The organism is Collinsella sp. CLA-ER-H6 (genome assembly GCF_040092305.1).
Lineage (GTDB): Bacteria > Actinomycetota > Coriobacteriia > Coriobacteriales > Coriobacteriaceae > Collinsella.
The window spans coordinates 1-23,880 of sequence record NZ_JBBNLS010000001.1 but is presented as its reverse complement, the minus strand read 5'-3'; the positions used below and the strand labels follow the sequence as shown (position 1 = coordinate 23,880).

General features: G+C 54.4%; 26 protein-coding genes and 1 tRNA gene. 24 read left to right on the top strand and 3 right to left on the bottom strand.

All coding sequences use genetic code 11. The features are described 5' to 3' along the window. The first annotated feature begins 113 nt into the window (after positions 1–113). Together AAAX77_RS00135 and AAAX77_RS00130 are read left to right on the top strand one after the other, a co-directional pair. Positions 114–803, top strand: coding sequence for an HAD family phosphatase (locus AAAX77_RS00135; protein ID WP_161115684.1), 690 nt, complete (start codon positions 114–116; stop codon positions 801–803). A gap of 9 nt (positions 804–812) precedes the next feature. Next, positions 813–1,454 (top strand): thiamine diphosphokinase, encoded by a 642-nt coding sequence (locus AAAX77_RS00130; RefSeq protein WP_349104137.1) that lies wholly within the window; start codon positions 813–815, stop codon positions 1,452–1,454. A gap of 169 nt (positions 1,455–1,623) precedes the next feature. Here AAAX77_RS00130 and AAAX77_RS00125 read toward each other — a convergent pair whose 3' ends face one another. Together AAAX77_RS00125 and AAAX77_RS00120 are read right to left on the bottom strand one after the other, a co-directional pair. Continuing rightward, the gene (locus AAAX77_RS00125; protein ID WP_349104135.1) at positions 1,624–2,322 is read right to left on the bottom strand and encodes a hypothetical protein; all 699 of its coding nucleotides are present in this window, start codon (positions 2,320–2,322) and stop codon (positions 1,624–1,626) included. Next, entirely contained in the window at positions 2,319–2,591 is a 273-nt protein-coding gene (locus tag AAAX77_RS00120; RefSeq protein ID WP_349104134.1) for a hypothetical protein, read from the bottom strand. Before AAAX77_RS00120 ends, AAAX77_RS00125 begins: the two co-directional genes overlap by 4 nt. 263 nt (positions 2,592–2,854) lie before the next feature. On the opposite strand from AAAX77_RS00120, the gene AAAX77_RS00115 reads away from it, so the two are divergent. From AAAX77_RS00115 to AAAX77_RS00045, 15 genes are all read left to right on the top strand, one after another. Continuing rightward, positions 2,855–2,930 (top strand) — tRNA-Ala (locus tag AAAX77_RS00115). A gap of 772 nt (positions 2,931–3,702) precedes the next feature. Further along, entirely contained in the window at positions 3,703–4,248 is a 546-nt protein-coding gene (gene loaP / locus AAAX77_RS00110; protein ID WP_349104132.1) for an antiterminator LoaP, read from the top strand. 54 nt (positions 4,249–4,302) lie between these two features. Further along, positions 4,303–5,064, top strand: coding sequence for a sugar transferase (locus tag AAAX77_RS00105; protein ID WP_349104130.1), 762 nt, complete (start codon positions 4,303–4,305; stop codon positions 5,062–5,064). Between the two features lie 38 nt (positions 5,065–5,102). Further along, a complete protein-coding gene (locus AAAX77_RS00100) occupies positions 5,103–6,362 on the top strand; it encodes a nucleotide sugar dehydrogenase (protein WP_349104128.1) in 1,260 nt (419 codons plus the stop codon). A gap of 3 nt (positions 6,363–6,365) precedes the next feature. Further along, a complete protein-coding gene (pssD, locus tag AAAX77_RS00095) occupies positions 6,366–6,839 on the top strand; it encodes a PssD/Cps14F family polysaccharide biosynthesis glycosyltransferase (RefSeq protein ID WP_349104126.1) in 474 nt (157 codons plus the stop codon). Between the two features lie 12 nt (positions 6,840–6,851). After that, on the top strand, positions 6,852–7,343 hold the full coding sequence (gene pssE / locus AAAX77_RS00090; RefSeq protein ID WP_349104124.1) for a PssE/Cps14G family polysaccharide biosynthesis glycosyltransferase: 492 nt from the start codon (positions 6,852–6,854) through the stop codon (positions 7,341–7,343). Then, positions 7,340–8,230 (top strand): ATP-grasp fold amidoligase family protein, encoded by an 891-nt coding sequence (locus AAAX77_RS00085; protein ID WP_349104122.1) that lies wholly within the window; start codon positions 7,340–7,342, stop codon positions 8,228–8,230. The genes pssE and AAAX77_RS00085 overlap by 4 nt, the downstream gene beginning before the upstream one ends. Before the next feature lie 244 nt (positions 8,231–8,474). Beyond that, positions 8,475–9,578 (top strand): glycosyltransferase, encoded by a 1,104-nt coding sequence (locus AAAX77_RS00080; RefSeq protein ID WP_349104121.1) that lies wholly within the window; start codon positions 8,475–8,477, stop codon positions 9,576–9,578. Next, positions 9,575–10,018 carry a hypothetical protein gene (locus AAAX77_RS00075; protein ID WP_349104120.1) on the top strand — a complete coding sequence of 148 codons (444 nt, stop codon included), beginning with the start codon at positions 9,575–9,577 and terminating at the stop codon, positions 10,016–10,018. Before AAAX77_RS00080 ends, AAAX77_RS00075 begins: the two co-directional genes overlap by 4 nt. A gap of 63 nt (positions 10,019–10,081) precedes the next feature. Beyond that, positions 10,082–11,005 (top strand): glycosyltransferase family 2 protein, encoded by a 924-nt coding sequence (locus AAAX77_RS00070; RefSeq protein ID WP_349104119.1) that lies wholly within the window; start codon positions 10,082–10,084, stop codon positions 11,003–11,005. 165 nt (positions 11,006–11,170) lie between these two features. After that, positions 11,171–12,256 (top strand): hypothetical protein, encoded by a 1,086-nt coding sequence (locus tag AAAX77_RS00065; protein ID WP_349104117.1) that lies wholly within the window; start codon positions 11,171–11,173, stop codon positions 12,254–12,256. A 2-nt stretch (positions 12,257–12,258) separates the two neighbouring features. Beyond that, a complete protein-coding gene (locus AAAX77_RS00060) occupies positions 12,259–13,386 on the top strand; it encodes a polysaccharide pyruvyl transferase family protein (protein ID WP_349104116.1) in 1,128 nt (375 codons plus the stop codon). A gap of 17 nt (positions 13,387–13,403) precedes the next feature. Next, entirely contained in the window at positions 13,404–14,957 is a 1,554-nt protein-coding gene (locus AAAX77_RS00055) for a hypothetical protein (RefSeq protein WP_195521414.1), read from the top strand. Next, entirely contained in the window at positions 14,947–16,080 is a 1,134-nt protein-coding gene (locus AAAX77_RS00050; protein ID WP_195521422.1) for a Coenzyme F420 hydrogenase/dehydrogenase, beta subunit C-terminal domain, read from the top strand. Before AAAX77_RS00055 ends, AAAX77_RS00050 begins: the two co-directional genes overlap by 11 nt. A gap of 484 nt (positions 16,081–16,564) precedes the next feature. Next, complete coding sequence (locus AAAX77_RS00045; RefSeq protein WP_349104115.1) at positions 16,565–16,816, top strand: hypothetical protein; 252 nt, start codon at positions 16,565–16,567, stop codon at positions 16,814–16,816. Between the two features lie 125 nt (positions 16,817–16,941). On the opposite strand, the gene AAAX77_RS00040 is transcribed toward AAAX77_RS00045, so the two are convergent. Continuing rightward, positions 16,942–17,385 (bottom strand): hypothetical protein, encoded by a 444-nt coding sequence (locus tag AAAX77_RS00040; protein ID WP_349104114.1) that lies wholly within the window; start codon positions 17,383–17,385, stop codon positions 16,942–16,944. A gap of 434 nt (positions 17,386–17,819) precedes the next feature. On the opposite strand from AAAX77_RS00040, the gene AAAX77_RS00035 reads away from it, so the two are divergent. From AAAX77_RS00035 to AAAX77_RS00005, 7 genes are all read left to right on the top strand, one after another. After that, the gene (locus AAAX77_RS00035; RefSeq protein ID WP_117769675.1) at positions 17,820–18,260 is read left to right on the top strand and encodes a restriction endonuclease subunit S; all 441 of its coding nucleotides are present in this window, start codon (positions 17,820–17,822) and stop codon (positions 18,258–18,260) included. 140 nt (positions 18,261–18,400) lie between these two features. Further along, a complete protein-coding gene (locus tag AAAX77_RS00030) occupies positions 18,401–18,634 on the top strand; it encodes a hypothetical protein (protein WP_349104112.1) in 234 nt (77 codons plus the stop codon). A 183-nt stretch (positions 18,635–18,817) separates the two neighbouring features. Next, positions 18,818–19,252, top strand: a complete 435-nt coding sequence (locus AAAX77_RS00025; protein ID WP_349104111.1) for a hypothetical protein — start codon at positions 18,818–18,820, stop codon at positions 19,250–19,252. A gap of 109 nt (positions 19,253–19,361) precedes the next feature. Next, on the top strand, positions 19,362–19,754 hold the full coding sequence (locus tag AAAX77_RS00020; protein ID WP_147332604.1) for a hypothetical protein: 393 nt from the start codon (positions 19,362–19,364) through the stop codon (positions 19,752–19,754). A gap of 1,569 nt (positions 19,755–21,323) precedes the next feature. Further along, the gene (locus AAAX77_RS00015) at positions 21,324–21,506 is read left to right on the top strand and encodes a hypothetical protein (RefSeq protein ID WP_117636983.1); all 183 of its coding nucleotides are present in this window, start codon (positions 21,324–21,326) and stop codon (positions 21,504–21,506) included. A 42-nt stretch (positions 21,507–21,548) separates the two neighbouring features. Further along, positions 21,549–22,310, top strand: coding sequence for a nucleotide-binding protein (locus AAAX77_RS00010; RefSeq protein WP_117636984.1), 762 nt, complete (start codon positions 21,549–21,551; stop codon positions 22,308–22,310). A gap of 170 nt (positions 22,311–22,480) precedes the next feature. Then, positions 22,481–23,623: a hypothetical protein gene (locus AAAX77_RS00005; protein ID WP_349104108.1), complete on the top strand. Its 1,143-nt coding sequence runs from the start codon at positions 22,481–22,483 to the stop codon at positions 23,621–23,623. The last annotated feature ends 257 nt before the right edge of the window (positions 23,624–23,880 follow it).

The following is a 23,880-nucleotide window of genomic DNA, read 5'->3' as shown; positions in this document are numbered from 1 at the left end:
CCGTGGTAAAACTCTTGACAGTTTTACCAATTAGGGTTTCAAAATTGTTAGGCTTACGTTTGGTAAAACGTTTTTAGCAGGTTGTTTACCATTTGACATCGAAAGGTTCGTTTATGTCCCATACCGCCGCTCCCAAGGTTGCTTTTATTTTCGATTGCGACGGCACACTGGTTAATAGCACCCCCGTTTGGGCCTATGCCCAGCCCGAGTTATTGCACCGTCACGGGATTGACGTGACCGTGGATGACTTTGCCCAATTTGAGCACCTGTCGCTGGAGGACGAGTGCCAGGCCTACCACGACACGTGGGGCATTGGCACGAATGGCGAAGAGTTGTATCGCGAACTGAGCGATATCCTGATCGATGGGTACTCCAAGGTGCCGCCGCGCGACGGGCTCCTGGCATTTTTGAAGCAGGCGCAGGAGGCCGGTATTGCCATGTGCGTTGCCACGTCCACGCCGGCCGAGCTGGTGCAGTCCGCGCTCGCTGGTGCCGGTCTCGATGCTTACATGGAATTTGTTACCACGACGGGTGAGGCAGGACGCTCCAAACAGTTCCCCGATGTGTACGAGCTGGCGCTGCGCCGCCTGGAGGAGCGCCATGGGCACAAGTTTGAGCGCGCTTGGGTGTTTGAGGACGCCGTCTTTGGCCTAAAGAGCTCTGGCTCCGCCGGCTTTAAGCGTGTAGGTATTTATGACCCGCATGGCCGCATGAAGCGCGACGATGTGCGCGCCAACTGCGATATCTTTATCGACAGCTACGAGGAGCTTGACCTGGCCCGCGTGCTTTCGTTTGAGGGATAGGCGAGGGCTGTGGCTTGCAAGGTATTAGTTGTCTGCGGCTCGCCCGTGGTGGCGAGCACAGATCTGTTGCGTAGGCTAGCAGGGGAGTGCGACCACGTTGTCGCCGTGGACCGCGGGCTCGACGCACTGCTGGGCGCTGGCCTGGGCTGCAACGTATATGTGGGGGATGCCGACACGGTGAGCGACGCGGGTCGTGCGTTGGTCGATGCCGCCGAAGCCTTTGAAGTGGAGCGCCACGACCCGTACAAGGACTATACCGATCTGGCGCTGGCGCTCGATTCCGTCCGTCGTCGCTGGCCGGGTGCCGAAGTGGTTGCGACCTGCGCCACCGGCGGCCGTCCAGACATGGCTCTTTCCGTACTGGGGCTGCTCGCGGGCTACGATGACGCCCCAGTCTGGATTGCCGAGGACAAGGTTGTCGCCCGCATCCTTCGCGCAGGCGAATCGTGGACCATCGAAGGCTCCGAAGGCAAGACGTTCTCCATCATCGCCGTTGCCCCCAACACCGAGGTAAGCGAACACGGCCTAGAATGGGAGCTAAATCACAGCCCCCTGGGACTACTGGCTGACACCGGCATCTCCAATGTCGTTAGGGGTACGGCCAAGATCCAAGTCCATCAAGGCGTTGCGATCGGCTATTTGCTGGCGTGAGGGTTTTATCGGGACTGGGCTGAATTGGCTAATTTTGGCAACGCAAAAAAGGGTAAGTAAAATAAGTGGTTGGAAGTTGTTAAACGATTGTTTGGTTTCCGCAAACGGGATTCCGTTAAATCCAACCACTTATCTAACAACCCGCTCGTATGCAAATCCAACCACATACTTAACAACTTTGCTTTTCGATTAAAGGCCTGAAGTCCACCACGCCTTGGCGGGAAAGTCCTTTCCCCGTCGAGTATTCTCGATCGCGCCCGGGGTTTTCCTCGACGAATTTCCACACACCCTTTGCTATGAGAGAGATGAGCCCTTCAAGCTTGACGACGCAATCGAACTCGCAGTCTTGTTGGCTTCCATAGCCGATTCCTTTATGCCCATAACTCGCGATTATCCCGCGCGCATCGCCCTGAACGCAAACCCCGATGGCTTTGTAGGGGCTATACGCTTCGCCCCTTCCCTCGATGACCGACGACCCCGCATGGATCACCGCGCAGCGAAGCTGATAGAGATCCGATGCCGTAAAGATGCCTCGATCCTCTATCGTCTCAAACCCCTCTTTTATCTCATCTGGGCGCTTCTCGCCCTTGCGCGCATTGGTCATTTTTCTCCCATCGTTCGGGAGCTCCAGGTACTCCTTGCACCATTTTCGGTAATCCGTCCCGTCGATGTTTGCGCATACGTCTGGGATGGTTACTACGAGAGTCAAAGCGGCGAGCAGCAGCCCTGCGTCGAAGGCTTTTTCGCACTCTTCCACAAGTCTGCTGGGCGTACGGCAGACGACGGTGGGGAACCCGTATTCGTTGTCGCTGCATTTTAAACACGTAGAGGGCATGGGCTCCCAATCGGCAATTGCTGCTATGTTCATAACACCTCGCCCGTTTCTGCGTCGATTCTCAGATCTGTCCTCGGTTCGATAAACTCATCCACCATCTCGTCGTCGCGGTCGGGCTCGGTCACGAAGAGCGGTTCCGGGACGTCGATGCGCGGGCCAATCGTCAGGCTGCTGCACGCGATGATGCAATTGAGATGCGGCTCGGCAGTCCCAGTAGTGAAGGCGGGGCGTAGCACTTCGCGCACGTAGTTGACGATACCCAAAATCTCGTTCACGTAGTCGAACGCGAACTTCTCGGCCATGGTCGGTCCTCCCTGGCAAAGACGATTTCAACCAGAGATTTTATAACTTCATCGAGCTGCTCCGCTTTAAATCCAACCATTGGCTTAACAAAATGGTAGGAGACTTTTTCAACCAGAAAAACTAATAAACCCAGCAAGTTATTTTCATACCCGCCAAAATAGCTAATTCAGCCCCATCCCAGGAAAACCCGTAAGATACGACAATCAATCAAAATTCCCCCTTGCATCAAGCAAAACATTCCCCTATAGTATCTCCTCGTCACGGGGGCGTAGCTCAGCTGGGAGAGCGCTTGACTGGCAGTCAAGAGGTCAGGGGTTCGATCCCCCTCGTCTCCACCATCGTGAATGTTAAGGGCTTCGGAATACCGAAGCTTTTTTTCATGCCAAAATACCTCACGCCGCAAGCCGCACCTACGCCTACAAAAAGTTGCACAATTTATTTCCCGTATCTGTACATAGTTTGTTAGCCAAACGCAATTACCAGTGCAGCTCGCGGCTCCAGTTGGGCTTCAGGAACGCTCCCAATTATTGCCAGCACCCCAATAACCTGCGCCAACGTGAACAACTTCCCAAAACAACCCCCTTAAGCACGTCAAATGAACGATATGTTGTCCAGCGCAGCCCAAATCAGTTTCACTAACAGCTTATGCTAGTATATCTAACGTTACATGAGTTCAACTGTGCTCACGGCTCTAGCAAGTCACAAAGCACAGGGTCGATCAGCATCCGGCCGTAACGGCGGTGCTAGAAACACCACGAGCTCCAATAAAGATGCCATGCAACGTTAATTATTTGCATTGAGTTAATTCGAGGATGCATTTAATTGTTTGTGTGTCAAAGCGTAGCAGTCCTACAGCTGTTTGCGTGCGGTCCAGTTTTGTACCCGTTTGACTGGTTCGCACGCAGCCAGCTGGAGACGCGGTCATTTTGCGATACACGTCCGCGTCTCTAGCAACTGCACTTATACATACCGTTCACGGTGGGGCAGAGCCACGTGCTTGTCTTACTGGGCTCAGGGTTTGAATATGGAGCGCCTTCGCGCACAAGCGCCCTGGCGAAGCCATATCCAAATCACGTGAGCCATACGTAAGAAAGCAAGGGGGTGGTGCTCGTGTGGTATGTAATCCAGGTCATTAACGGTCGCGAAGACGTAATGCGTGAGCGCATTGAGCACATGGTGCCGGCTGTCGCCATGCAGGAGCTCTTTTATCCCCAATATCAAACCGAGATCAAGGTACACGGCGAATGGGTTAATACGACCAAGCCACTCTTTCCCGGTTATCTAATCTGCGATACGGCAGATCCCCGCACCGTGCAACAGTATCTGCTACGTATGGACGACTTTGCCCGGATGCTTTCCCAGGACGGTCAGTTTGTGCCGCTCGCAAAAGAAGAGGTTCAGCTTATTGGCGGCTTTACACATAGGGGAGACCGCGTAGTGCCCATGAGCGAGGCCTTAAAAGACGGCGACCAGGTCGTAGTGACGGCAGGTCCGCTGCTGGGCCACGAAGGCCTTATCAAAACCATTAACAGACGCAAGAGCACTGCTTATTTGGAGCTCGACCTGTGCGGCCGATGCGTAACCACCCGCGTTGGCCTTGCAGTGCTTTCAAACGAGCAGCGCGTCATGCGCAACCTCAAAAAGGCGATCGCCTAGCTGCTGGCGACCGCTGCACAGAACAGGGAGGATCCCCGACCTGGGGACAAAGTGTTGGAAGAGAACGAGTCAGATAAAACTCAATTAGTAACGGATGCGCCCGCGGGGGCGGCGCTGATTGCTCAGGCGATGGACCGGCGTGAGGGCGCCGGTCGCTACAAGGCCATGCAATCCATCATGGACTGGGATCGCTCGCGCCTTGTCTATAGGGCCGTGAAGCGCACGTTCGACATCGTGTTCAGCGGTGTCGTGCTCGTTGCCATCGCCATTCCCAGCGTGGTACTAGCGGCGCTCATCCGCCTGGAGAGCGAGGGCAGCCCCTTCTACAGCCAGATCCGAGTGGGACAGACCCGCCCCGACGGGAGCCTGACCACCTTCCGCATGTGGAAGTTCCGTTCCATGTACAAGGACGCCGACGAGCGCCTCGCCGAGCTCAAGGGGCAGAACGAGATCGCTGGCGCCATGTTCAAGATGAGGGAGGACCCCCGCGTCACCAAGATCGGGAAGTTTATCCGCAAGCACTCCATCGACGAGTTCCCGCAGTTCCTGAACGTGTTCCTGGGCCAGATGTCCGTCGTGGGCCCGCGCCCGCCGCTGCCCAACGAGGTGGCCGAGTACACCGAGTTCGACCTGCAGCGCCTTGCTGTGAAGCCCGGGATTACCGGGCTCTGGCAGGTTACGGAGCGCAACTCAACCGGTTTTGATGGCATGGTCCGCCGGGACCTTGAATACATAGCCAAGCGCGGAATACTCATGGACTTCAAGATCGTCCTTCTAACTGTTCTGGAGGTCTTTAACGGGAGCGATGCGTACTAATGCCTAACCTTAATACCCGATTCGAATCGGAGAAGAAAATGAAGATTGCCGTCGCCGGAACCGGCTACGTCGGCCTGTCCCTCGCCGTCCTGCTCTCGCAGCACAACGAGGTGCACGCGCTGGACATCGTGCCCGAGAAGGTCGCGAAGATCAACAACTTCGTGTCGCCCATCCAGGACGACGAGATCGAGCGTTTCCTGGCGGAGGCCAAGGTGGGGGAGCGCGAGCTCGACCTGCACGCCACCGTCGACGTGGCCGAGGCCTACACGGGCGCCGACTACGCCGTCATCGCCACGCCGACCAACTACGACTCGGACAGGAACTTCTTCGACACTTCCTCCGTCGAGGCCGCCATCGCCGCCGTGCGGTCGGTTAACCCGGACGCCTGGATCGTCATCAAGTCGACGATCCCCGTCGGCTACACCGCGGGCCTGCGCGAGAGGCTGGGCGACAGCAAGATCTTCTTCAGCCCGGAGTTCCTGCGCGAGAGCAAGGCGCTCTACGACAACCTGCACCCCAGCCGCATCGTGGTGGGCGCGCCCAAGGAGGACGCCGAGGCCGTCGCAGCGGCCGAACGCTTCGCCGGCCTGCTCGCTCAGGGCGCCGACCCCGCCGAGCTGGAGCGCGTGAACGCCGACGGTACCGCGGGCATCCCGGAACTCGTGCTGGGCACCACCGAGGCCGAGGCGGTCAAGCTCTTCGCCAACACCTACCTGGCCCTCCGCGTCGCCTACTTCAACGAGCTCGACACCTACTGCGAGGTCCGCGGCCTCAACACCCGCGACGTAATCGACGGCGTGTGCCTGGAGCCGCGCATCGGCTCCCACTACAACAACCCCAGCTTCGGCTACGGCGGCTACTGCCTGCCCAAGGACACCAAGCAGCTGCTGGCCAACTACAAGGACGTGCCCCAGAACCTGATCGAGGCCATCGTCGAGGCCAACCGCACCCGCAAGGACTTCGTCGCCGACGAGGTGCTGCAGATGGTGTGGGACCGCGTCTACGAGGGCAGGGAGAAGCCGGTCGTGGGCGTGTACCGCCTGACAATGAAGTCAAACTCCGACAACTTCCGCGCGAGCTCCATCCAGGGCGTCATGAAGCGCGTGAAGGCCAAGGGCGTGCCCGTGGTGGTCTACGAGCCCACGCTGGACGCGCCGGAGTACTTCGGCTCCGAGGTCACGCACGACCTGGAGGCCTTCAAGGCCGGCTGCGATGTGATCGTTGCCAACCGCTGGAGCGACGAGCTCGTTGACGTGGCGGATAAGGTATACACTCGCGATTTGTTTAAGAGGGATTAGTTCATGACGGGGTGTCGCAAGGACATAAAAGTGTGCTTTGCTGCGTCATCTGGTGGGCATCTGGAGCAGTTACTTGCGCTTAAGCCTTTGATGGAGCGCTACGACAGTTTCATCCTCACCGAGAAGACTGCCTACGATGCCAAGCTACCTGTGCGGGCTCGCTATGTGCACCAGGTGAATCGACACGAGGCAAGCTTTCTTCCTCGAATGGCGTTCAATGCCGTGACGTCTCTTCGTTATTGGTTCGCTGAACACCCCGACGTGATTGTGTGTACGGGGGTACTGGCTACCATACCGTTTTGCCTGATCGGGCATGCAATGGGCGCTAAGCTTGTGTATGTCGAGTCTTTCGCGAAAACTGACTCACCAACCATGACGGGAAAGCTGCTGAGCAAACGCGCCGATCGTTTTTACGTGCAGTGGGAGTCGATGCTATCCGTGTACCCCAATGCCCGCTTTGTCGGCGGCGTGTACTAGGGAGGTGGTCGCATGATATTCGTTACCGTAGGCTCCCAGAAGTTCCAATTCGACAGATTGGTCAGGGCGGTAGATGCTCTCGTTGCGAGCGGTGTTGCTGAGGATGGAGCTTTTGCTCAGACGGGTGTGTGCACTTACATTCCTGAGTATTTGGAACACGAGGCATTTCTCGATCGTGATTCCTTCCGCGTTCATATGGATGCTTGCGATGTCGTGGTAACCCATGGAGGTACCGGCGCCATCATCGGCGCCGTTAAGGACAACAAGAAAGTCATCGCTGTTCCGCGTCTAGCAAAATACGGCGAACATGTGGATGATCACCAGATTGAGATTGTTCGACAGTTCGGGGACATGGGGCTGATTGAGCCGTGTATGGACCCTGCCGACCTGCCCGCCGCTTATGCGCGGGTGCTTTCCAAGGATTACCTGCCCTATAAGAGCAACGCGGCGCGGTTCTGCGCCGACCTTTCCGATTACATCGATGGCGTTGGAGGCGTACGATGAAACTTAAGAAAAGATTCGCGCTTTCTCTGAGGAACAACTTGCGCTTTATCCCCGACGAGGATTTTATTCGCATGTGCTTCAGAGCAAAGCTGCACTATAAGCTCGATCTTGATCATCCCAGGACCTTTAATGAGAAGCTCCAGTGGTGCAAGCTGCATTATCACAATCCAGTCTTGACCACGCTTGTTGACAAGTTTGAAGTGCGATCCTTTGTAAGGGAGCGTATCGGCGATGAGTACCTTGTTCCGCTTTATGGCGTCTACGATTCGGTGGAAGAAATCGACATTGATGAGTTGCCGGAAAAGTTCGTGCTGAAGTGCACTCACGACTCGCAGAGCACAATCGTGTGTACGGACAAATCAATATTCGATTTTGAGGTCGCTAAGAAACGCCTGCGTACTGCACTTCAACGGAACTGGTACTGGCAGGGTCGGGAGTGGGCCTACAAGGATATAGCTCCTCGTGTGGTTGCCGAGGCGTACCTCGACGAACCGGGTAGGCAGACCCCGACTGACTATAAGTTCTACTGCTTCGATGGTAAGGCGGCGCTCGTGCAGACCGATGCCGATCGCTTTACCGCGCACGATATGCAGTATTTCACTCCATGCTGGGAGCAACGTGGAGACATCAATCACGAAGTATCCAATCGTAAACCCACTGAAAAGCCCGAGAACTACGATTTGATGCTCAGACTTGCTGAGACGTTGGCGTCGGATCTTCCGCATGTACGAGTCGATCTTTACAACATCGCGGGCAATCCTTTCTTCGGCGAGATGACTTTTTACACCGGGGGCGGTTTCGACCCCTTCTACGCTGATGAGAAGCAGCCGGACAGGCTCGATTGCGAGCTCGGAGAGCTATTCGTTTTGCCTAAGCAGAATTCGTAACTGCGAATGTAACGGCGTAGGTAGTGTTATCTAGCGAGTGTGGATAATCCCGAGAAGAACATGGTCCAGACTCCGCCCGATCTAATTCACTCAGTAAGCCCTGGCTTACATCAAAGATTGCATTTGGAATGAAAGATAGAAATCCCATGGGCTTGGAACATTCAAGAACATGTTTCGAAAAGCGAATGATTGCCCTGGATTATGCTGCAGAAGCCTGGTTGCTGCTCTACGGTGAGGTAGCCAAGTGAACGTCTGCATGATTACATACAATCTCGTCAATAATGGCATTGGCAAGGTAGTGCTCACATATTCGTTCGAACTTATCCGGCATGGGCACACGGTGACCTTGCTCGTCGGTGGTCCATGCGAACAAGAGAAAGTTGATGAGGCCGTAGCTCACGGCATCGCGGTCACACAGCTTCCCGATAAGAGGTCCGACACCCTTGGCTATTTCGAGGCGCTGAGCAAAGCCCTCGACGAGGGACAATTCGACATCTGCCATGTCCACGGCAACAGTGGTATGGTCTTCCCTGAGTTGGTTATAGCAAAGTGCTCCCGTGTTGTAGTGGTGGCCTGCCACTGTCACAGCACGGGATGCGAACATCCCGTGCTGCACAGGGTGCTGAGGCCTTTCGTGCCTCGACTTTGCGACTGCATGTTCGCGTGCAGTGACGAGGCGGGCAAATGGCTTTTTGGAAATGCGGGCTTTTCCGTCATCCCTAATTCTTTCGACCTTGACAAGTTCAGGTTCGATCCGCAAGCTCGCCTCGAGCTGCGCAGAGCCTACGGTATCGACGAGGACGTCTATATTCTTGGCAACGTGGCGAGGTTGAACCCCGAGAAAAATCATGCGTTCCTAATCAAGGTTTTCGAGGCATTTCATGCTGAGAACCCCGAATCGATTCTGATGATTGCTGGCGGGGGACCTGGAGAGAAGGATGTTAGGGCCTTGGTTGAGGCATCGCCTGCCCATGATTCTATTATGCTGCTTGGCAACGTAAAAGACCCAGCCAAGCTCTATTCGGCGATGGATTGCTTTGTGTTTCCCTCGATTCACGAGGGACTTGGTATCGTCCTCGTGGAGGCACAACTCGCCGGCCTTGAATGCTTCGTATCGTCCAATGTGCCGCAGGACGCTTGCGTGAGTGACAGGTTCCACGCGATTTCCCTTACAGAAACCGCTGAAAGATGGGCGGGCGAGATAGCTGCGATGGCCTTTTGGCCACATGATAGGAGCAAAGGCTCCTTCCGTGCGGGGAGCCTGGAGCCTTTCGACATCTCCTCGAGCTACCACCTTCTTGAGGGCGCATACGAGGCCGCATTGGATCGTAAAGGAGGACGGGAATGAACATCAACGTCGACTTTGCCGAAGCCGCCGGTGGAAAAGGCTTCCCTCGTTCGCTCGGGACGTTTCTTTTGAACCCCTGCTTCCACGCTGTGGCTCTTTTCCGCCTGTCCGCCCTGCTCTACCGTTGCCATCTTGAGCCACTGGCAAAGATTGTTTGGTGTTTGAACAGGATGCTTTACCACGTCGATTTGGATTACAAAGCGAAGTTGGCACCGGGGTTTCGCCTCGTCCACGGGCTCGGCGTTGTTATAGGCGCTGGGGTCGTCAGCGAGGGGCCGCTCACAGTGTATCAGGGTGTGACCATCGGCGGCTCTCATGGACGTCATCGCGAAGATGGTCGGGGGGGGTCTTCTGGCAGCCCCATTTCGGGAGCAACGTTATCGTGTACACGAACTCCTGCATTTTCGGACCGATATACGTTGGGGACGGCGCGATTGTGAAGGCGGCCCGAATAGTTACGAAGGACGTTGGGCCTGGGGACAAGATATAAACGGAGGTTGCTTGTGCCGCTTGTAAGCATAATTATTCCAGTCTATAAGGTCGAAAAAGAACTTGGCCGCTGCGTTGACAGTGTCCTTTGCCAGACGTTGGGCGATATCGAGGTGATTCTCGTCGATGACGGGAGTCCGGATGACTGCCCTCGAATCTGCGATGATTACGCCCTTGCGGATTCGAGGGTAAAAGTTGTCCACAAGCAGAACGGAGGGCTTTCGGATGCGCGCAACTTCGGTCTGGCCGAGGCGACTGGGGATTACATCATGTTCGTTGATTCAGACGATTCTATCGAGCTCGATGCTAGCGAGAGGCTGCTGCGTTTGGCAACCGATTCCCAAGCTGACATCGTCCTTGGGGATTGGAGGGTAACCCCGGGTCCGGACAGGCCCGATCACTACGCGTCGCTTGAGGAGGGAAAGGCGTATCCCACTAAGGATTTCATTCTCACAGCTCTAAAAGCGGGAGAATGGTACCCGTGCGCATGCTTCATGTTTTGTAAGCTCTCGTTGTTTAATGAAAACGGGCTCAGGTTTGCCGTGGGGCTGCTGCATGAAGACATGGAGATGCAGCCTAGAGTCTTTCTTGCAGCGGATACCGTCGTCTGCCTGAAATACAAGTTCTACAACTACATTCAACGGCCGGGCTCCATCATGAAATCGCAGAATTCTTCTGAACGTGCGATTTCCATGTGCGAGATCCTAGGGCGCTGGAAGACTCAATTTGACGCAATCAACGATTTGGAGCTTCGCCACGCTTTATATGGCTATCTTGCGAAGTGCTATCTACACACTTGCCGCGAGCTTGGACTTCGGGGCGGCCTTGAGGTGCCGGGCGTAGACAAGAAGTTTTTGTTCGAATACGGCATGAACACAAAAGAGAAGGCCAAGGCGCTGTTGTTCGCTGCTTCGCCGCGCTTCTACAGCTACCTTTAGGTGGGCCGGCATATGCATCATCAATTGTCGTGGACGCGAGATTCTATCTTGTCGAAACGGATACGCTTCGATTGGCTCACGGCGTCGCTCGTTGCTATCTACTTTGCGGTCTTCAAGTTGGTCTGCATCCCGAAGGTGCTGCAGCAAGGCCTTAAAGTCAGCTGCGTGTTCTTCGTCCTTCTCTTTCTCATCACCAACCTCAAAGGAAGAGAGTACAAACACCCGTCGGCCCTGTTTTGCATCATGGTCGTGATCTCGAGCATCGCGGGCTATCTGGCTGGGTACGTAGACTCCTCCAACTGCACCGACGCGCTTCTCTACGCCATCTGTCTCTACGCCCTCGCCCTTCTAATTACGACATGCAGCAGACGTGGCAGGCTCGAGACTTTCATGAGCGTCTTCTTCTGGATGACTGTCATCTACTGCGTTCTATCTATTGTATTCATTGCAAGGGTGGGTACAGCCGATGGCCCCCTGCTCTACTATTTTGCAGGCAACAAGTTCTCAACGAGCTATTACTTCATCATGTTGGCATGTCTGGCTTACGCCAAGCTTTGTCGCGAAGGCAGGAGCAAAGATTTAGTTGTCCTGGTCACCGCGGGCCTTGGTTTGCTTGCCCTCGTCGTGGCTCATACGGTCTACTGCTCGACGGCCGTCGCAATGTCTGCCCTCTTGATTGCTTTAGTGGTCCTCCCACGGAAAGCCCAGCGTATTCTAGAAAAGCCTGCAGTCGTCATAGCGGCAATGGTCTTGACGGGCGTTATCCTTGCCTTCTTATTACAGCTCCTCCAGGTGCCGTTTGTGAAGCATATTGTCGTAGACGTCCTCGGTGAGAACTTGACGTTGACGGGCAGGGATTTGATTTACAGTGGGCTTCGGGCCGTCATCAGCGAATCTCCTATCTTCGGCCACGGCTATGGAAACGCAGCCGTGGCCATGTACGTCGGGTATGGAAACGCTCAGAACTCTATCATGGAGACGCTCGTCAACTATGGTGTCGTGGGTCTATTCGCCGTCTTCTATATGGCCTGGACTAGCGTAAAAGGAGATAAGCCTTCTTGGAGCTGGGGCATGTACATCATGCTTTACGCGATGATCGCAGGATCTATCGTCGAAATTACGTACAACTACTACTTTTTCATTGCGCTCATGGCTATTTTCGTGGCTAGCGAGGATATCCAGAGTGGAGGAATCGAAAAAGACGAGAAGCAGAGTGTCTGTTGTGTCAATGGGGCGCTCACAAGGAGGTAAACATGCGCGTTGGCATTATGTCAATGCAGAGAGTCGTGAACCACGGCTCCTTCATGCAAGCATACGGATTAAAGTCAATGATTGAGTCGCTGGGACACGAGGTCCTTTTCGTTGACTACAAGCCTTCCTCGTGCGTGCCGGGGCTCAGGGACGCACGAGGAAGGCTCAAGGACTTTCTTGGAAGGATTAAGGCCGATGTCAGGTTTACTGGCGCGGGAAGGCGTGCCCTCATTGCCGCAGGAATTTATAAGCGAACTCCGATGGACGTCGAATATGAGCGATGCCTCGGTCTTCTCGGCGTCGACCCGTGCAAGCGCAACATCGGGGAGCATGTCGACGTTCTTGTCATCGGAAGCGATGAGGTCTTCAACTGTACACAGGCGGGACCAAATGTCGGTTTCTGCCGCCAGCTTCTTGGTTGGGGGAACAACTGCGAATCCGTAATCAGCTATGCCGGGTCTTTCGGGCACACGACTTTGTCCGACCTTGAGAAGTACCACGTGGCCGACGACGTGAGGAATTGCTTCCGATGCTTCGACGCCATTTCCGTTAGGGACGCAAACTCCCGTGCCATCCTCGAGGCCCTTGGAATCGATGGCGTTAGCACGCATCTCGATCCGGTTCTTGTCTCCGGTGTCGAAAATGTTGAATGGAAGCCCGTAGCGACACCAGAACGTTATGCCCTAGTTTACGGATACGGCAACCGTTTCACCCAGGACGAGGCCGAGGCCATCAGGGCCATCGCCGAGAAAAGGGGCGTCAAGCTCCTTGCGGTCTACGGACATCAAGATTTCTGCGATGAGAACGTCGATTGCGGCCCTGATGAAATTCTGAATTACTTCAAAGGAGCCGATTTCGTGGCGACTGACACCTTCCACGGAACGATATTCTCCGCCATAACGCACGTCCCTTTCGCGGTGATAAAGCGCGGACAGAATGCAAACAAGCTTGTTGACCTTCTCGACAGGTTGTCGCTCAAGGAGAGACTCGCGACGACACCAGAAGACCTCTCGTTTATTCTCGACAAGCCCCTGAAGTTTGAAGTTGCCGATGCCGTCAGAGCGGCCGCTCGCGAAAGCTCCCTGTCTTATTTAAGGTGCAACATTTCCGTTGGCAGGGGGGTGCGTTAGGCGTTCTGCCAAAACCGATGGGAGACAAAAAGAAATTCGCCCTTAACTTCGCCGCGCAAATCGCGGTACTCGGCACTCAGTTCATCATTAGCTTCGTTCTCACGCCGATCGTGCTCCAGAAGCTTGGCGACGAGGCATATGGGTTCGTAGGGCTGGTCAACAACTTCGTCAGCTATGTCGCAATCATCACTGCAGCACTTAATGCCATGGCAAGCCGGTTCATCACGGTCTCCTACCATGAGGGGGATACCGAAAAGACCGAAGAGTATTTCTCTTCGGTCTTTTTCTCGAACTGTATTATGGCGTTTGCAATTTTCGTGGGATCGGTGTTCCTCGCCGCTAACATAGAGACCCTTGTCAGTGTGACGCCGGAATTGGTCAGCGACTTGAGAATCACCGTTCTGCTCGCGTTCATGAATGCTGGGATAGGGCTGCTTACGGTCGTATTTGGTGTTGCGGCGTTCATAAAAAACGAGTTATTCCTAAATTCCATCGGCCAGCTTCTCGGTTCGGTCCTTCGCGTCATCTTCCTGTTCGTCCTGTTCTGGGTAGCCTTCCCTCATATGTGGTACTTCAGCGTCGCGGGCCTCGTGGCGACAGTCGTGACCGGCGCGGCGCAAGTTGCTGTGACACGCAGGCTCCTTCCCGAACTCAAGCTGTCGCTTTCGCGGTTCAGTCCCAGCAAAGTCTGGGAGCTTCTCAAAATCGGCGTGTGGAACAGCCTCCAGAACGTCAACAACCTCATCCAGACCGGCCTCGACCTCCTGGTTGCCAATATCTTCATTAGCGGGGCCGCCATGGGACTCCTGTCCATTGCTAAGACGGTCCCCCAGGCTTTGACTAATCTTTCCGGAAGCATAGCGAACCTCTTTTACCCTAAGATGGCCCAAGCCTATGCCCGTGGGGACAAGGTAGAGCTGGTGAGCAGATTCGATTTCGCCATGCGTTTCACCTCAGCGTTCATGATCGTACCGCTTGCCGGGTTCATCGGCTTCGGGCCGTCGTTCTACTCCCTATGGCTGCCTGGCCGTTCTGTTGCCGAATTAGGCGATATTCAGCTTCTTTCGGTTTTGACCGTCATTACGCTCATTGCGAGCGCTCTTGTCGAGCCCTTATATTATGCGAACACGCTGACCACAAAAATTAAGGGTTCGGTCCTCATCGCCTTCGGATTCAGCTTGGCAACGCTCGCCATAGAGTTCCCTTTGATCTTATTCACCTCGCTCGACAAGCTCACCGTCATCGCCGGGACAAGCTCGATTCTGATGTTTGTCCGTCATGCACTTGTCCAACCATTTTATTGTGCGGTTGTCATCGATGTACACAGACGGACGTTCTACAAGCCGCTTATGCGAGAGATTTTCGTTTTCGCGGTCCTTTGGCTCGGCTACGCACTTGTTGACCAGATTGGTCTGTGCACAAATTGGGCTACGCTCGTAGCCGTTGCTTTTGCTGCTGCCGCCATCGGTTATACCTTCGAGCTGCTCACTTTGTTTGACAAGGGAGAACGTTTTGTAATTTTCGACATCATGCGAGATAAACTTGGCTTTAGGAGAGGAAATGCCGGCTAACTTCGTTTGCGGTGACTTGAAGTGCTCTGGGTGCGGGGCATGTGTCGAAGCGTGCCCCTTCCATGCGCTTAGTATGAAGGAAAGCGGCCTTTGTGGCGAGCCCGTGCCGACTGTCGACCCCTCAAATTGCAGGGATTGCGGTCGATGTCATGCTGTTTGTCCCGCATGCGCTCCCGTCGAGCTCAGGAAGCCCCTAAAGACCTATGCTGCTTGGAGCAGTGAACCGAGTGACGTTGCGCTCTCTTCATCGGGCGGCATTGCCACAGCGCTTGCAAGGAAGGTCATCAACGGGGGCGGCGTCGTATACGGGACGGCTTCTGTAAACGGGGCGGCGCGCTGCGTTTCAGTCGATCGAGAAGTCGACTTGGAGAGCCTACGAGGATCCAAGTACGTCTACAGTGATCCCGGCGGCGCATACAAGGACGTTAAGAAGCATCTCGCAGACGGCAGGAAAGTACTCTTCATTTCGACACCATGCCAGGTCGCTGCCTTGCGCTCTATCGTTGGCGATACGCGCGAGGGCTTGATTTGCATCGATCTCATATGCCACGGCACCCCTCCGATTGCATTCCTTCGCGAACATTTGGACCTTAAGGTCAAAGGGAGCTGGGATTCGTTCTCGTTTCGTGGGGCGAACGATTTCCACATGTGCGCATATCGCGACGGTGAGCTCGTCTTCGACGAGCCCTGTTACGAAGACGAATATTTTTCCGTCTTCGTAACAGGCGTCATCCATCGTGAGGTCTGTTACGAATGTCCTTACGCGTGCAACCAGCGGGCGGGAGACATCACACTCGGAGACTTTTGGGGCCTAGATAAGTCGACACTTGGGTCTGAGCCGCCCGGCAAGGTCTCCGTAGTACTGTGCAATACGGAGACTGGCATCGACGCTCTCGCCGATTTACCTGAGACCGTCTACCGCGAGGAGCGTCTCTTCAGCGAGGCCGACAATGTGGAACAGACCAACCTCCACGAACCCTCCCCAAGGACAAGGGACAGGTCTCGGTTCCTTAAGGCATATGGAAAGGTTGGGTTCGAATCGGCCGTTCGGAAGACTTGGGCCTGGAAACGATTCTGGCTTCGCACCAAGAAGCACAAGTTGCTGAAACTGATTGGAAAGTGACCTATGGTGAGATGTGGATAACGTGCGCCCTTGCATTGTTTTTCAGGAACCTACCGTCGACCTTTGCACTATAACTGCGAGGCCCATTTAGTCGCAGGGGAGGATGCCGGCTATCCTGTCGACATCCTCGATGACATTAAGGTTGATTTCATTCATTAACTGAGCTTCGATGAAGCCTTGGCGAAGCGACATTCAAGGTTGGATAAAATTCTTATTCATAACCCTGATTCAAAAGGGTCTATTCATTTCAATTTAACTGATTTTGTTGCAACTGAATCATTATGTAGTGATTATTTATAGCACAGTCGTTGATTCGGATTCTCCTCACCTGATTCTAGTTTCGCTTGCGGCGGCTACTGCCTGCCAAAGGGCGCCAAGCAGCCGCTGACGATCTACAAGTACGTGCCGCGGAACCTGACCGGGGCCATCGTGGAGGCCAACCCCATCCGCAAGGACTTTGCGGCGGGCGAGATGCTGCCTGACAATGAAGCTCGGCTCCGATGCCCCGTACGCGAGCTCCATCCAGGGCGTCATGAAGCGCGTGAAGGCCAAGGGCGTGCCCGTGGTGGTCTATGAGCCTACGCTGGACGCGCCGGAGTTCTTCGGCTCCGAGGTGACCCACGACCTGGAAGCCTTCAAGGCCGGCTGCGACGTGATCGTCGCCAACCGTTGGAGCGACGAGCTCGCGGACGTGGCGGACAAGGCGTACACGAGGGATTTGTTTAAGAGGGTCTAGGGGAGAGGGCGGAACCAGGCTGATCCGCTTCAATCATTCGCTATTTTAACCGCGTCGAGGGCGGGGGTGTTCGGCATTAGCCGATACACCCCCGCCCTTCATTGTTCTTCGCAGGTAAAATTCGCCTAATTCGAGCGATCGCTCAACGTGATTCGTGCCTTGAAACCGGCTCCATATTCTCCCGCCCGTGCCTGGTCATCCAACTTGAAGCCGATGTTATACAGCTTCCCCGACTTCGTCTTCCGAACCAGGCCATGCTCCAGCATGAATGCGACAACGCGGCGATGTGCTTCGACGTCGTCCAAGTTCAGGTAGAAGCAGGAGACGCCTCTGCCGTTCTCGATAACGGACTCGAATGAGCTGTGCTTGCATTCCGCGACGACCATTCCGAGGGCCGCCTTGCGGCAGACTTCCTCCGCGAACTCGATATCGTTGAAGTAGAACATCCATTTCCCGCACCTGCTCTCGTCTAGCGCAGGTGCCAGCTCGGTGTCGATGTAGAACGAACACCATGGGTTGTCCACCCTGACGATTCGGCCGTCTTCGCTCAGCATCGTCTTCTCTTCCATCCATGCCTCATATGGTTTGAGGGTGCTTTCGTAGTACGCGATTGTTCTCGGAGAGCACCCCTCGACTTCCTTGTCGGTAAGGAAGAGACCGAGTAGACTCGAGTTGCTGGGCACGCTGCTTTCGGCATGGCTACACATAGTGCTTTCGAGCACTGCTTTTAAGATTGCTTTATCTGCAGATAGTCTAGAACCGGCTACATCTGTGTTAGAACCATATTGATCATCGCTTCCACCGGGGGCTCCTTTCCCCTTGGTTCGATGGAAACAATTCTGAAGTGCAGGCCTATGTTCCGGTAAATGATTATTTAGCTGAACTCGGAGAAGCCCTTTTTGCTCAAACAATTGAAGAGAACAAGCGAGAAAATCATTACCGTTCAGTCGAGTCATTCTGCGAAGTCAAGGGCGGTTAGAGGCTCCCTAAAGGTTCAGAGCTAATTGCAGAGGCAAACTCTCATCCATATATTCGAGTCCGCGACTTAAACAACGCTTCTGTTCTCTTACTCACTTCGGAAATGCTATATATCGACGATGAAACACGATCTAATATTTCGCGCTACGTTGTCAACACTGGCGATCTAATTGTTTCCGTTGTCGGAACGATTGGCCTTACGGCGTATATCGGAAAAACGCTCGATGAGGCAAACCTCACAGAGAATTGCAACAAACTTACTTCGTTTAAAGGCGACTTTGCGGCGTGGTCGTATTTCTTTCTTCGTAGCTCAATGGGCATGGAAGCTATTAGGCTTGGAACTGTTGGTGCCGTTCAGACCAAGCTTGCATTAAAAAACATTAAGTCGATGAACGTCCCGTTTGCTCCAGCTTGTGCAATAGAAAGAACGACTTCGACGCTCAATGGTATTCTTGAGCTCATATAGGCTAATATACTCAAGTCGTAGGCTCTTGGCGAACTGCGTGACGCATTGCTTCCCAAACTCATGTAGGGCGAAATCGACGTCTCTCAGTTTGGCGCTGTTCGGATGGATTAGGTATAGAGCGCTATGGCAGGGGGGCGAAGATGATGATTGTTGTAAATGAATCGGCTGCTGCTTCATATCTATACCTAATGGGATTAACCATAGACGAAGAGCTGCCGCTTACGCAACACCTCTCTCTATTGCCGGCCACGTGCAAGGCCTCGCCGGACGACATGATAAATTCTGTGATGAAATATGGCAGCGGAGATGAGACCGATTTAGGTGTCTTGATTGCCGTCCTTAGGAAAACTACAGCTCAGTTGCGCTTTGTTTGAGAGGGCAAAGAGCTTGCAGTTCGAGTTTGGAATGCCCAATCTGCAATAGTTCTATTGTCCGCGCTTTTGAATTGCGAATTGTATTGGCATGTTCAGAGCGATTCGCGGACAGAAGATTTTTCGCCATGCTCGGCAATCAATGTTGTTCTTTCTACAAGGTTGTTCATTCCAAGAAAATTGAAAGTGATCAACGATTCAGAGAAGCAGTGGATAAGACAGCATTATCGGGACGCATGGGAACTGTTTGATAAAAACACGCGATTTGAGACCGCGGTGAATTCCTTGTGGAGCTACAAGCAATCGCTTCGACCTTCAGTTCAAATGGCGATTATATGGGCTGGGATTGAGTCATTGTTTGGAGTCCGGAGCGAACTTGTTTTTCGTGTCAGTACTCTCGCAGCTTTGTTTCTTGGAGGAGGCAAGCAAAAACAGCAAGAAATAAAGAAACTATATAGAGCAAGGTCAGAAGCCGTTCATGAGGGAAAACAACCTTCTGAGTCTTGTGTTTCCGATTCTGCAAAATTATTGCAAGCGCTAATCTTGGAATGCGTCGAACGGGGCTGTTTACCAAATGAGGACGGTTTGCTTTTCGGATTCGAAGAAGGATCGGCTAAATAATCATTTATCGCCCTACGAGTATTTGCAGATGAGACACCGATGCGTTTCAGTTGCATTGCATAGACAAGATAACGAAAAAGCAGCAAATCAAGAATGGCGATTCGCAAACATGGTTTATCCGGAGTTTTCACCAACCGCATCTTTGCGCGCCGCCTCAAATGAAACCCATAATGGAGTTTGGGCCATTCCAGAGTCACTTGCGCAAAGGTATTGCGAGTTTTTGGATCCAGTGATTTTGAGACGTAGCGTCGCCACTCAGACCGCGAACGCTTCATCGATCTGCAACTTCGGCAAAGCAAAAGGCCGAACATATGACCATGTTTTGATTTATCCAGTTGCCGATATGGCCTCTTGGTTGCAAGATGCCTCGACGGATCTGAAGCCGCAAACACGCTCCAAGCTCTATGTTGCAATTACTAGGGCGAGGTTCAGCGCTGGCTTCGTGGTTGCTGACAATAAAATAAATGAGCTTCCAGACACGCTAAGCGTCTGGAAGCCATAAATCAATCACGTGTTTGTTTGTCAGCAAAAGCGGATCCCTACGTGAACCTAAAGACGGCCTTGATCAGTCATCCGTTGAACCTGGAGATGCACTTACCAGTCAACTTCATCCATATCACCCCAATCCTCTGAAACAACTCTCATGTCACCCTTCTCTGGCTGCGTCTCGGTTGCGCCCAGCGCCTATTTGGCTACTTCCGCTTGTATCCTGAGTAATAACCTCCGCTGCTGCAACCAAGGTGGCGAATTGCTGCCTTTGCCATATGGATCTGTATGTAAGTGCTTCGAGGTGATGATGCCGATCTCACTTCAATTCATGGACGCATCGAAATAATAGGGCGGAGTCGCTCTCTCGATCCCGCCTCGCAAACCCGAATAGTTCTGACTTTCCCGTTATCCGGAACATCTGGGGAAGTTCGCGTCCCAGTCCGGAAAACCCAATGCCTGAAACGACGATGCCAAGGGGTTACTCGGTCAGCTTCTTGCATCCGTGCCAGGTCAAGGGAAGGGGCAGCCTGTAGAACGAGGTTGGCTCCATAGGGATCTCCTCGAGCCTTCCGTTGCCCCGCCGAACCCATGAAGTTCCGCTTGCGTCGGTGAAAGCCGTTTCGGGTGCCGTGCGTACTCCCATTCCGTGCCCTTCCGTCGGGAGCCATATGCACCATGCTCCAGGAGGAAGCGTGCCGACGCAGACGCGGTTGGGATAAGCGGGGCGGTTATCCTCACCTTTGAAAGAGGGGCCGGCCCCGCTAATCCCGACGCAGGTGACGATTACGTCGTAGACGGGGGACTCGCTTTCGTTTCGAAGCACGACGAATTGCCAGACGAACCGATTGTCCTCGGGCTGATCAGTTCGGTTTCGATCCCCTTCGTACCATGCCGATATGCGGGATGGCTGATGCCGCTTGATGTCGTCCTCCCTGTTCTTTTTGCTCTGGTTACTTTGCCAGAGTGCGGCAATCAAGGCCCCCAAGGTAACGAGTCCGATGAATGCTTGGACAATCAGATTGACGATGTCTATATCGATATCAAAAGGCACTGGATGGTCACCAGCTTAGCGTCGTGGGGCGATAAATCTAACTCCGAATAATACGGCTTGATCGATGGTCGACGTTACGTAAACGTCAAAATGGGTTTGTCTTAACAGCCTTATTTTCTTAAGACAAACTTGCCGCAACGCCAATTCAAAGAGTTTGCCGTGACGCAGACAGATGCAGTTGGTTGCTGAAAAGCGTGGTTATTTGGGCAGGATTCGCTTCAAAACGCCCGTCGATTATTACGATCTAATGCAGCCTGTAGGGTGGATGTACTTCGATAAGCAGTAGTCGACATGCTCTGGTTTTGAACGAAAAGTCCCAGAGACAATCGATAACGATTCTTCTTTGATGATGCGAGCGGCGCTACCATTAGCAGCGCCGCTTGTTTTCCGCTCGCAGATAGATCCCGCCATGTTGACCACCGAATGCATCTTGACCGACGTGCTCGTACTCCTATTCGGGCACAGAAATTGGAGGCGCGGCTCCCAGCGTCTACTCAGCGAAATTCGTTAAGAAAGCTGACATCGAACACTGTGAACTCCGTCATCGAATCGAATCTCATTGACTGGGATGCGTTCATTAATGATGACTTTGATGCCTATTTCAAAGCTCGCGTCATGGCTTTGCTGGACGCTATTGAGTTCGCACTGGGCAAGTCCATCTCCGATAGGGGCACCGAGGAAACAGTAAAGAGATTTGGCCGCTCATTGGAATAAGATGCTTCTTAGCTCCGTTATTGGTTATAGAAAGAAGGCTTAATGTCTGATTTTGAAATTTTGCAGCAGTTGTGCGAAACAGCAGACGAACTTTCAAAGAAATACATCAGCTCTAGTTCGCCTGACTTTAAAGCATGGAAGACAAGGGCGGACAGGCTTTTAATTAGGCGATTTGGAAAAGACAGCTACGAATTTAAAAGCTTTAACAAAATCAGCTACTCGTTGTCTTTCTTCACCTCCGGTACGCCCGACTCGGCTTTCGTTGAAGCCTGTGCGGACGGCCTGCGCAGTGCAAAAGCTGTGCTAGAGACATACCTTGATGAGTTTTCAGACGAAGGGGAAACCGGATCGACTGCAAATGTTGGAGATTATTCGAAGGTATTTATCGTTCATGGTCACAACGGAGAGCTTAGAGAAAGGGTCGCGAGAATCATCGAAAGGCAGGGCCTGACGGCGGTTGTCCTAAACGAGCAGTCAAATCAGGGCAAGACAATCATCGAAAAGCTGGAAATTGAAGGCGATGCAGCAGGAGCGGTATGCCTTTTTACGGCGGACGACGAAGGAAGAGCCCAGGCAGAACAGTCGGAAAAGCCCAGGGCTAGACAAAATGTTGTATTTGAAGCCGGATACTTTATTGGTCGGCTTGGCAGGGAAAACGTTGCAATTCTTGTTGACAAAGGTATCGAGATTCCCTCCGATCTACAGGGCGTCGTTTATACCGGAACAGACAGTTGGGAGTTCGGCCTCTTGAAAGAACTCAAGTCCATGGGATATTCCATCGACTTTAATAAGATGGATATCTAATCTGTTGATCCCTCCTTTCACCGACTGGCAAAACGATTTACACCTAATTGTGGACATTGCCCACACGATTTCTCTTTGCTCCCGCATTGATCTCGCTAAACTAATAACTGCTGCTACCAGGGCATTTTCTGGTGCACATCCTATTGGCTCCTGCGAAGATCGGAGCGGGTATGTTTGCCGCCGAGTCCCACACCAGCCGTCATTACATTGCGATCGCTGCCATGGCCTGCCTATGCGTTTTGCTGGGCGGGCCTTCTTATGCCGCGGGCGCGGAGAGCCTCATCATCGCGGGCGCGACGTACTGCGAGCCGGGCGTGTCGGGTCCTGGCTGGGCCTGGACCGATGCCGACCACCTGGAGCTTAATGGCTACGCGGGCGAGACCATCGGCGCCGAGGGCGACCTGGTGCTGACGCTTGCCGGGCAGAACTCCGTGACGGAGTCGCATGCGCCCGATGCGGACATCACGCTGTGCGGCATGGAGGTGTGGGGCAACCTGACGCTTCGCGGCACCGGGACCCTGACGGCGACGGGCTCGCAGTGCGGGATCCACGTGTCGCAGGCGCTCGTGGTTGACGGCTGCACCGTCGATGCGCGGGCAGACGGGGCCGATATTACAAACGAGGCGGTCGCCGGCGTGATTGCCGGCGACATGGCCGTGCGCGGCGGCGGGCGCGTCGTTGCCGCGGGCGCCGGGTCCGGAGCGGGCGTGCGCGCCTACGGCGTGTATCTGCAGGACGATGGCATTGGGGATGGCGCGGCCGGCAGTCGGCTTTCCGTCGATGCCTCGTGGCTGGATGCGACCGGCGCAGACGGCGGCGTTGCGTGCACGGGCGGATCACTTGTGTCTGCGCGATTTGTGGCGCCCGTTGGCGGGACCTTTGGCCCCGGCGGCGTGGTGGATGCCTCCGGGGCCATGGCTCCGCATGTGGTGATTGAGCCCGAGGGCGCGACGGCGCCGGCGGGGGAGACCGACGGGCGCGAGGTGCCCGGTGGCGCGGGCGAGCCGGCTGGTGGCGCCGGTCCTGCCGGTGGGCAGCCCGGTGCCGGGTCCGCGACGGATCCCGCCCTGAAGCCCGCGACTGCGACGCCCAAGACGATCACGACAACCAAAACGACAGTAAACAGGACCACGGTGTCCACGCCATCCAAGGCCAAGGCTGCCGGCGCCGCCACCGCCACGCTCCCCAAGACCGCCGACAGCAACTGGATCGCCGCCTCATTAGCGCTATTCCTGCTAGGAGCAGCGCTTATAGCTGCCGCGCACCGCCGCTCGGTATCGCATGCATCGTCATGGCGGTTGTTCCCGCTTTGAGCTACGCAGGCAACCGATTAAAAGCGAGTTTTATGTTTCCCAAAGTAGGGGCGCACCGGCTAACGCCGGCGCGCCCCTACTACTGAACGGACAGTTTTAATTACTAAGGATACGGCAGCAATCCGTACATTCCGCACTGATATTTTCTGTATTGAAGACGTCGATGATGCACCCGTATACCATTGACGTCGACACCATCAGATGCGGACCGCGCGGTGACCCCACATTCCGCTGGCGCCCACAGGGCTGCCCTCGTT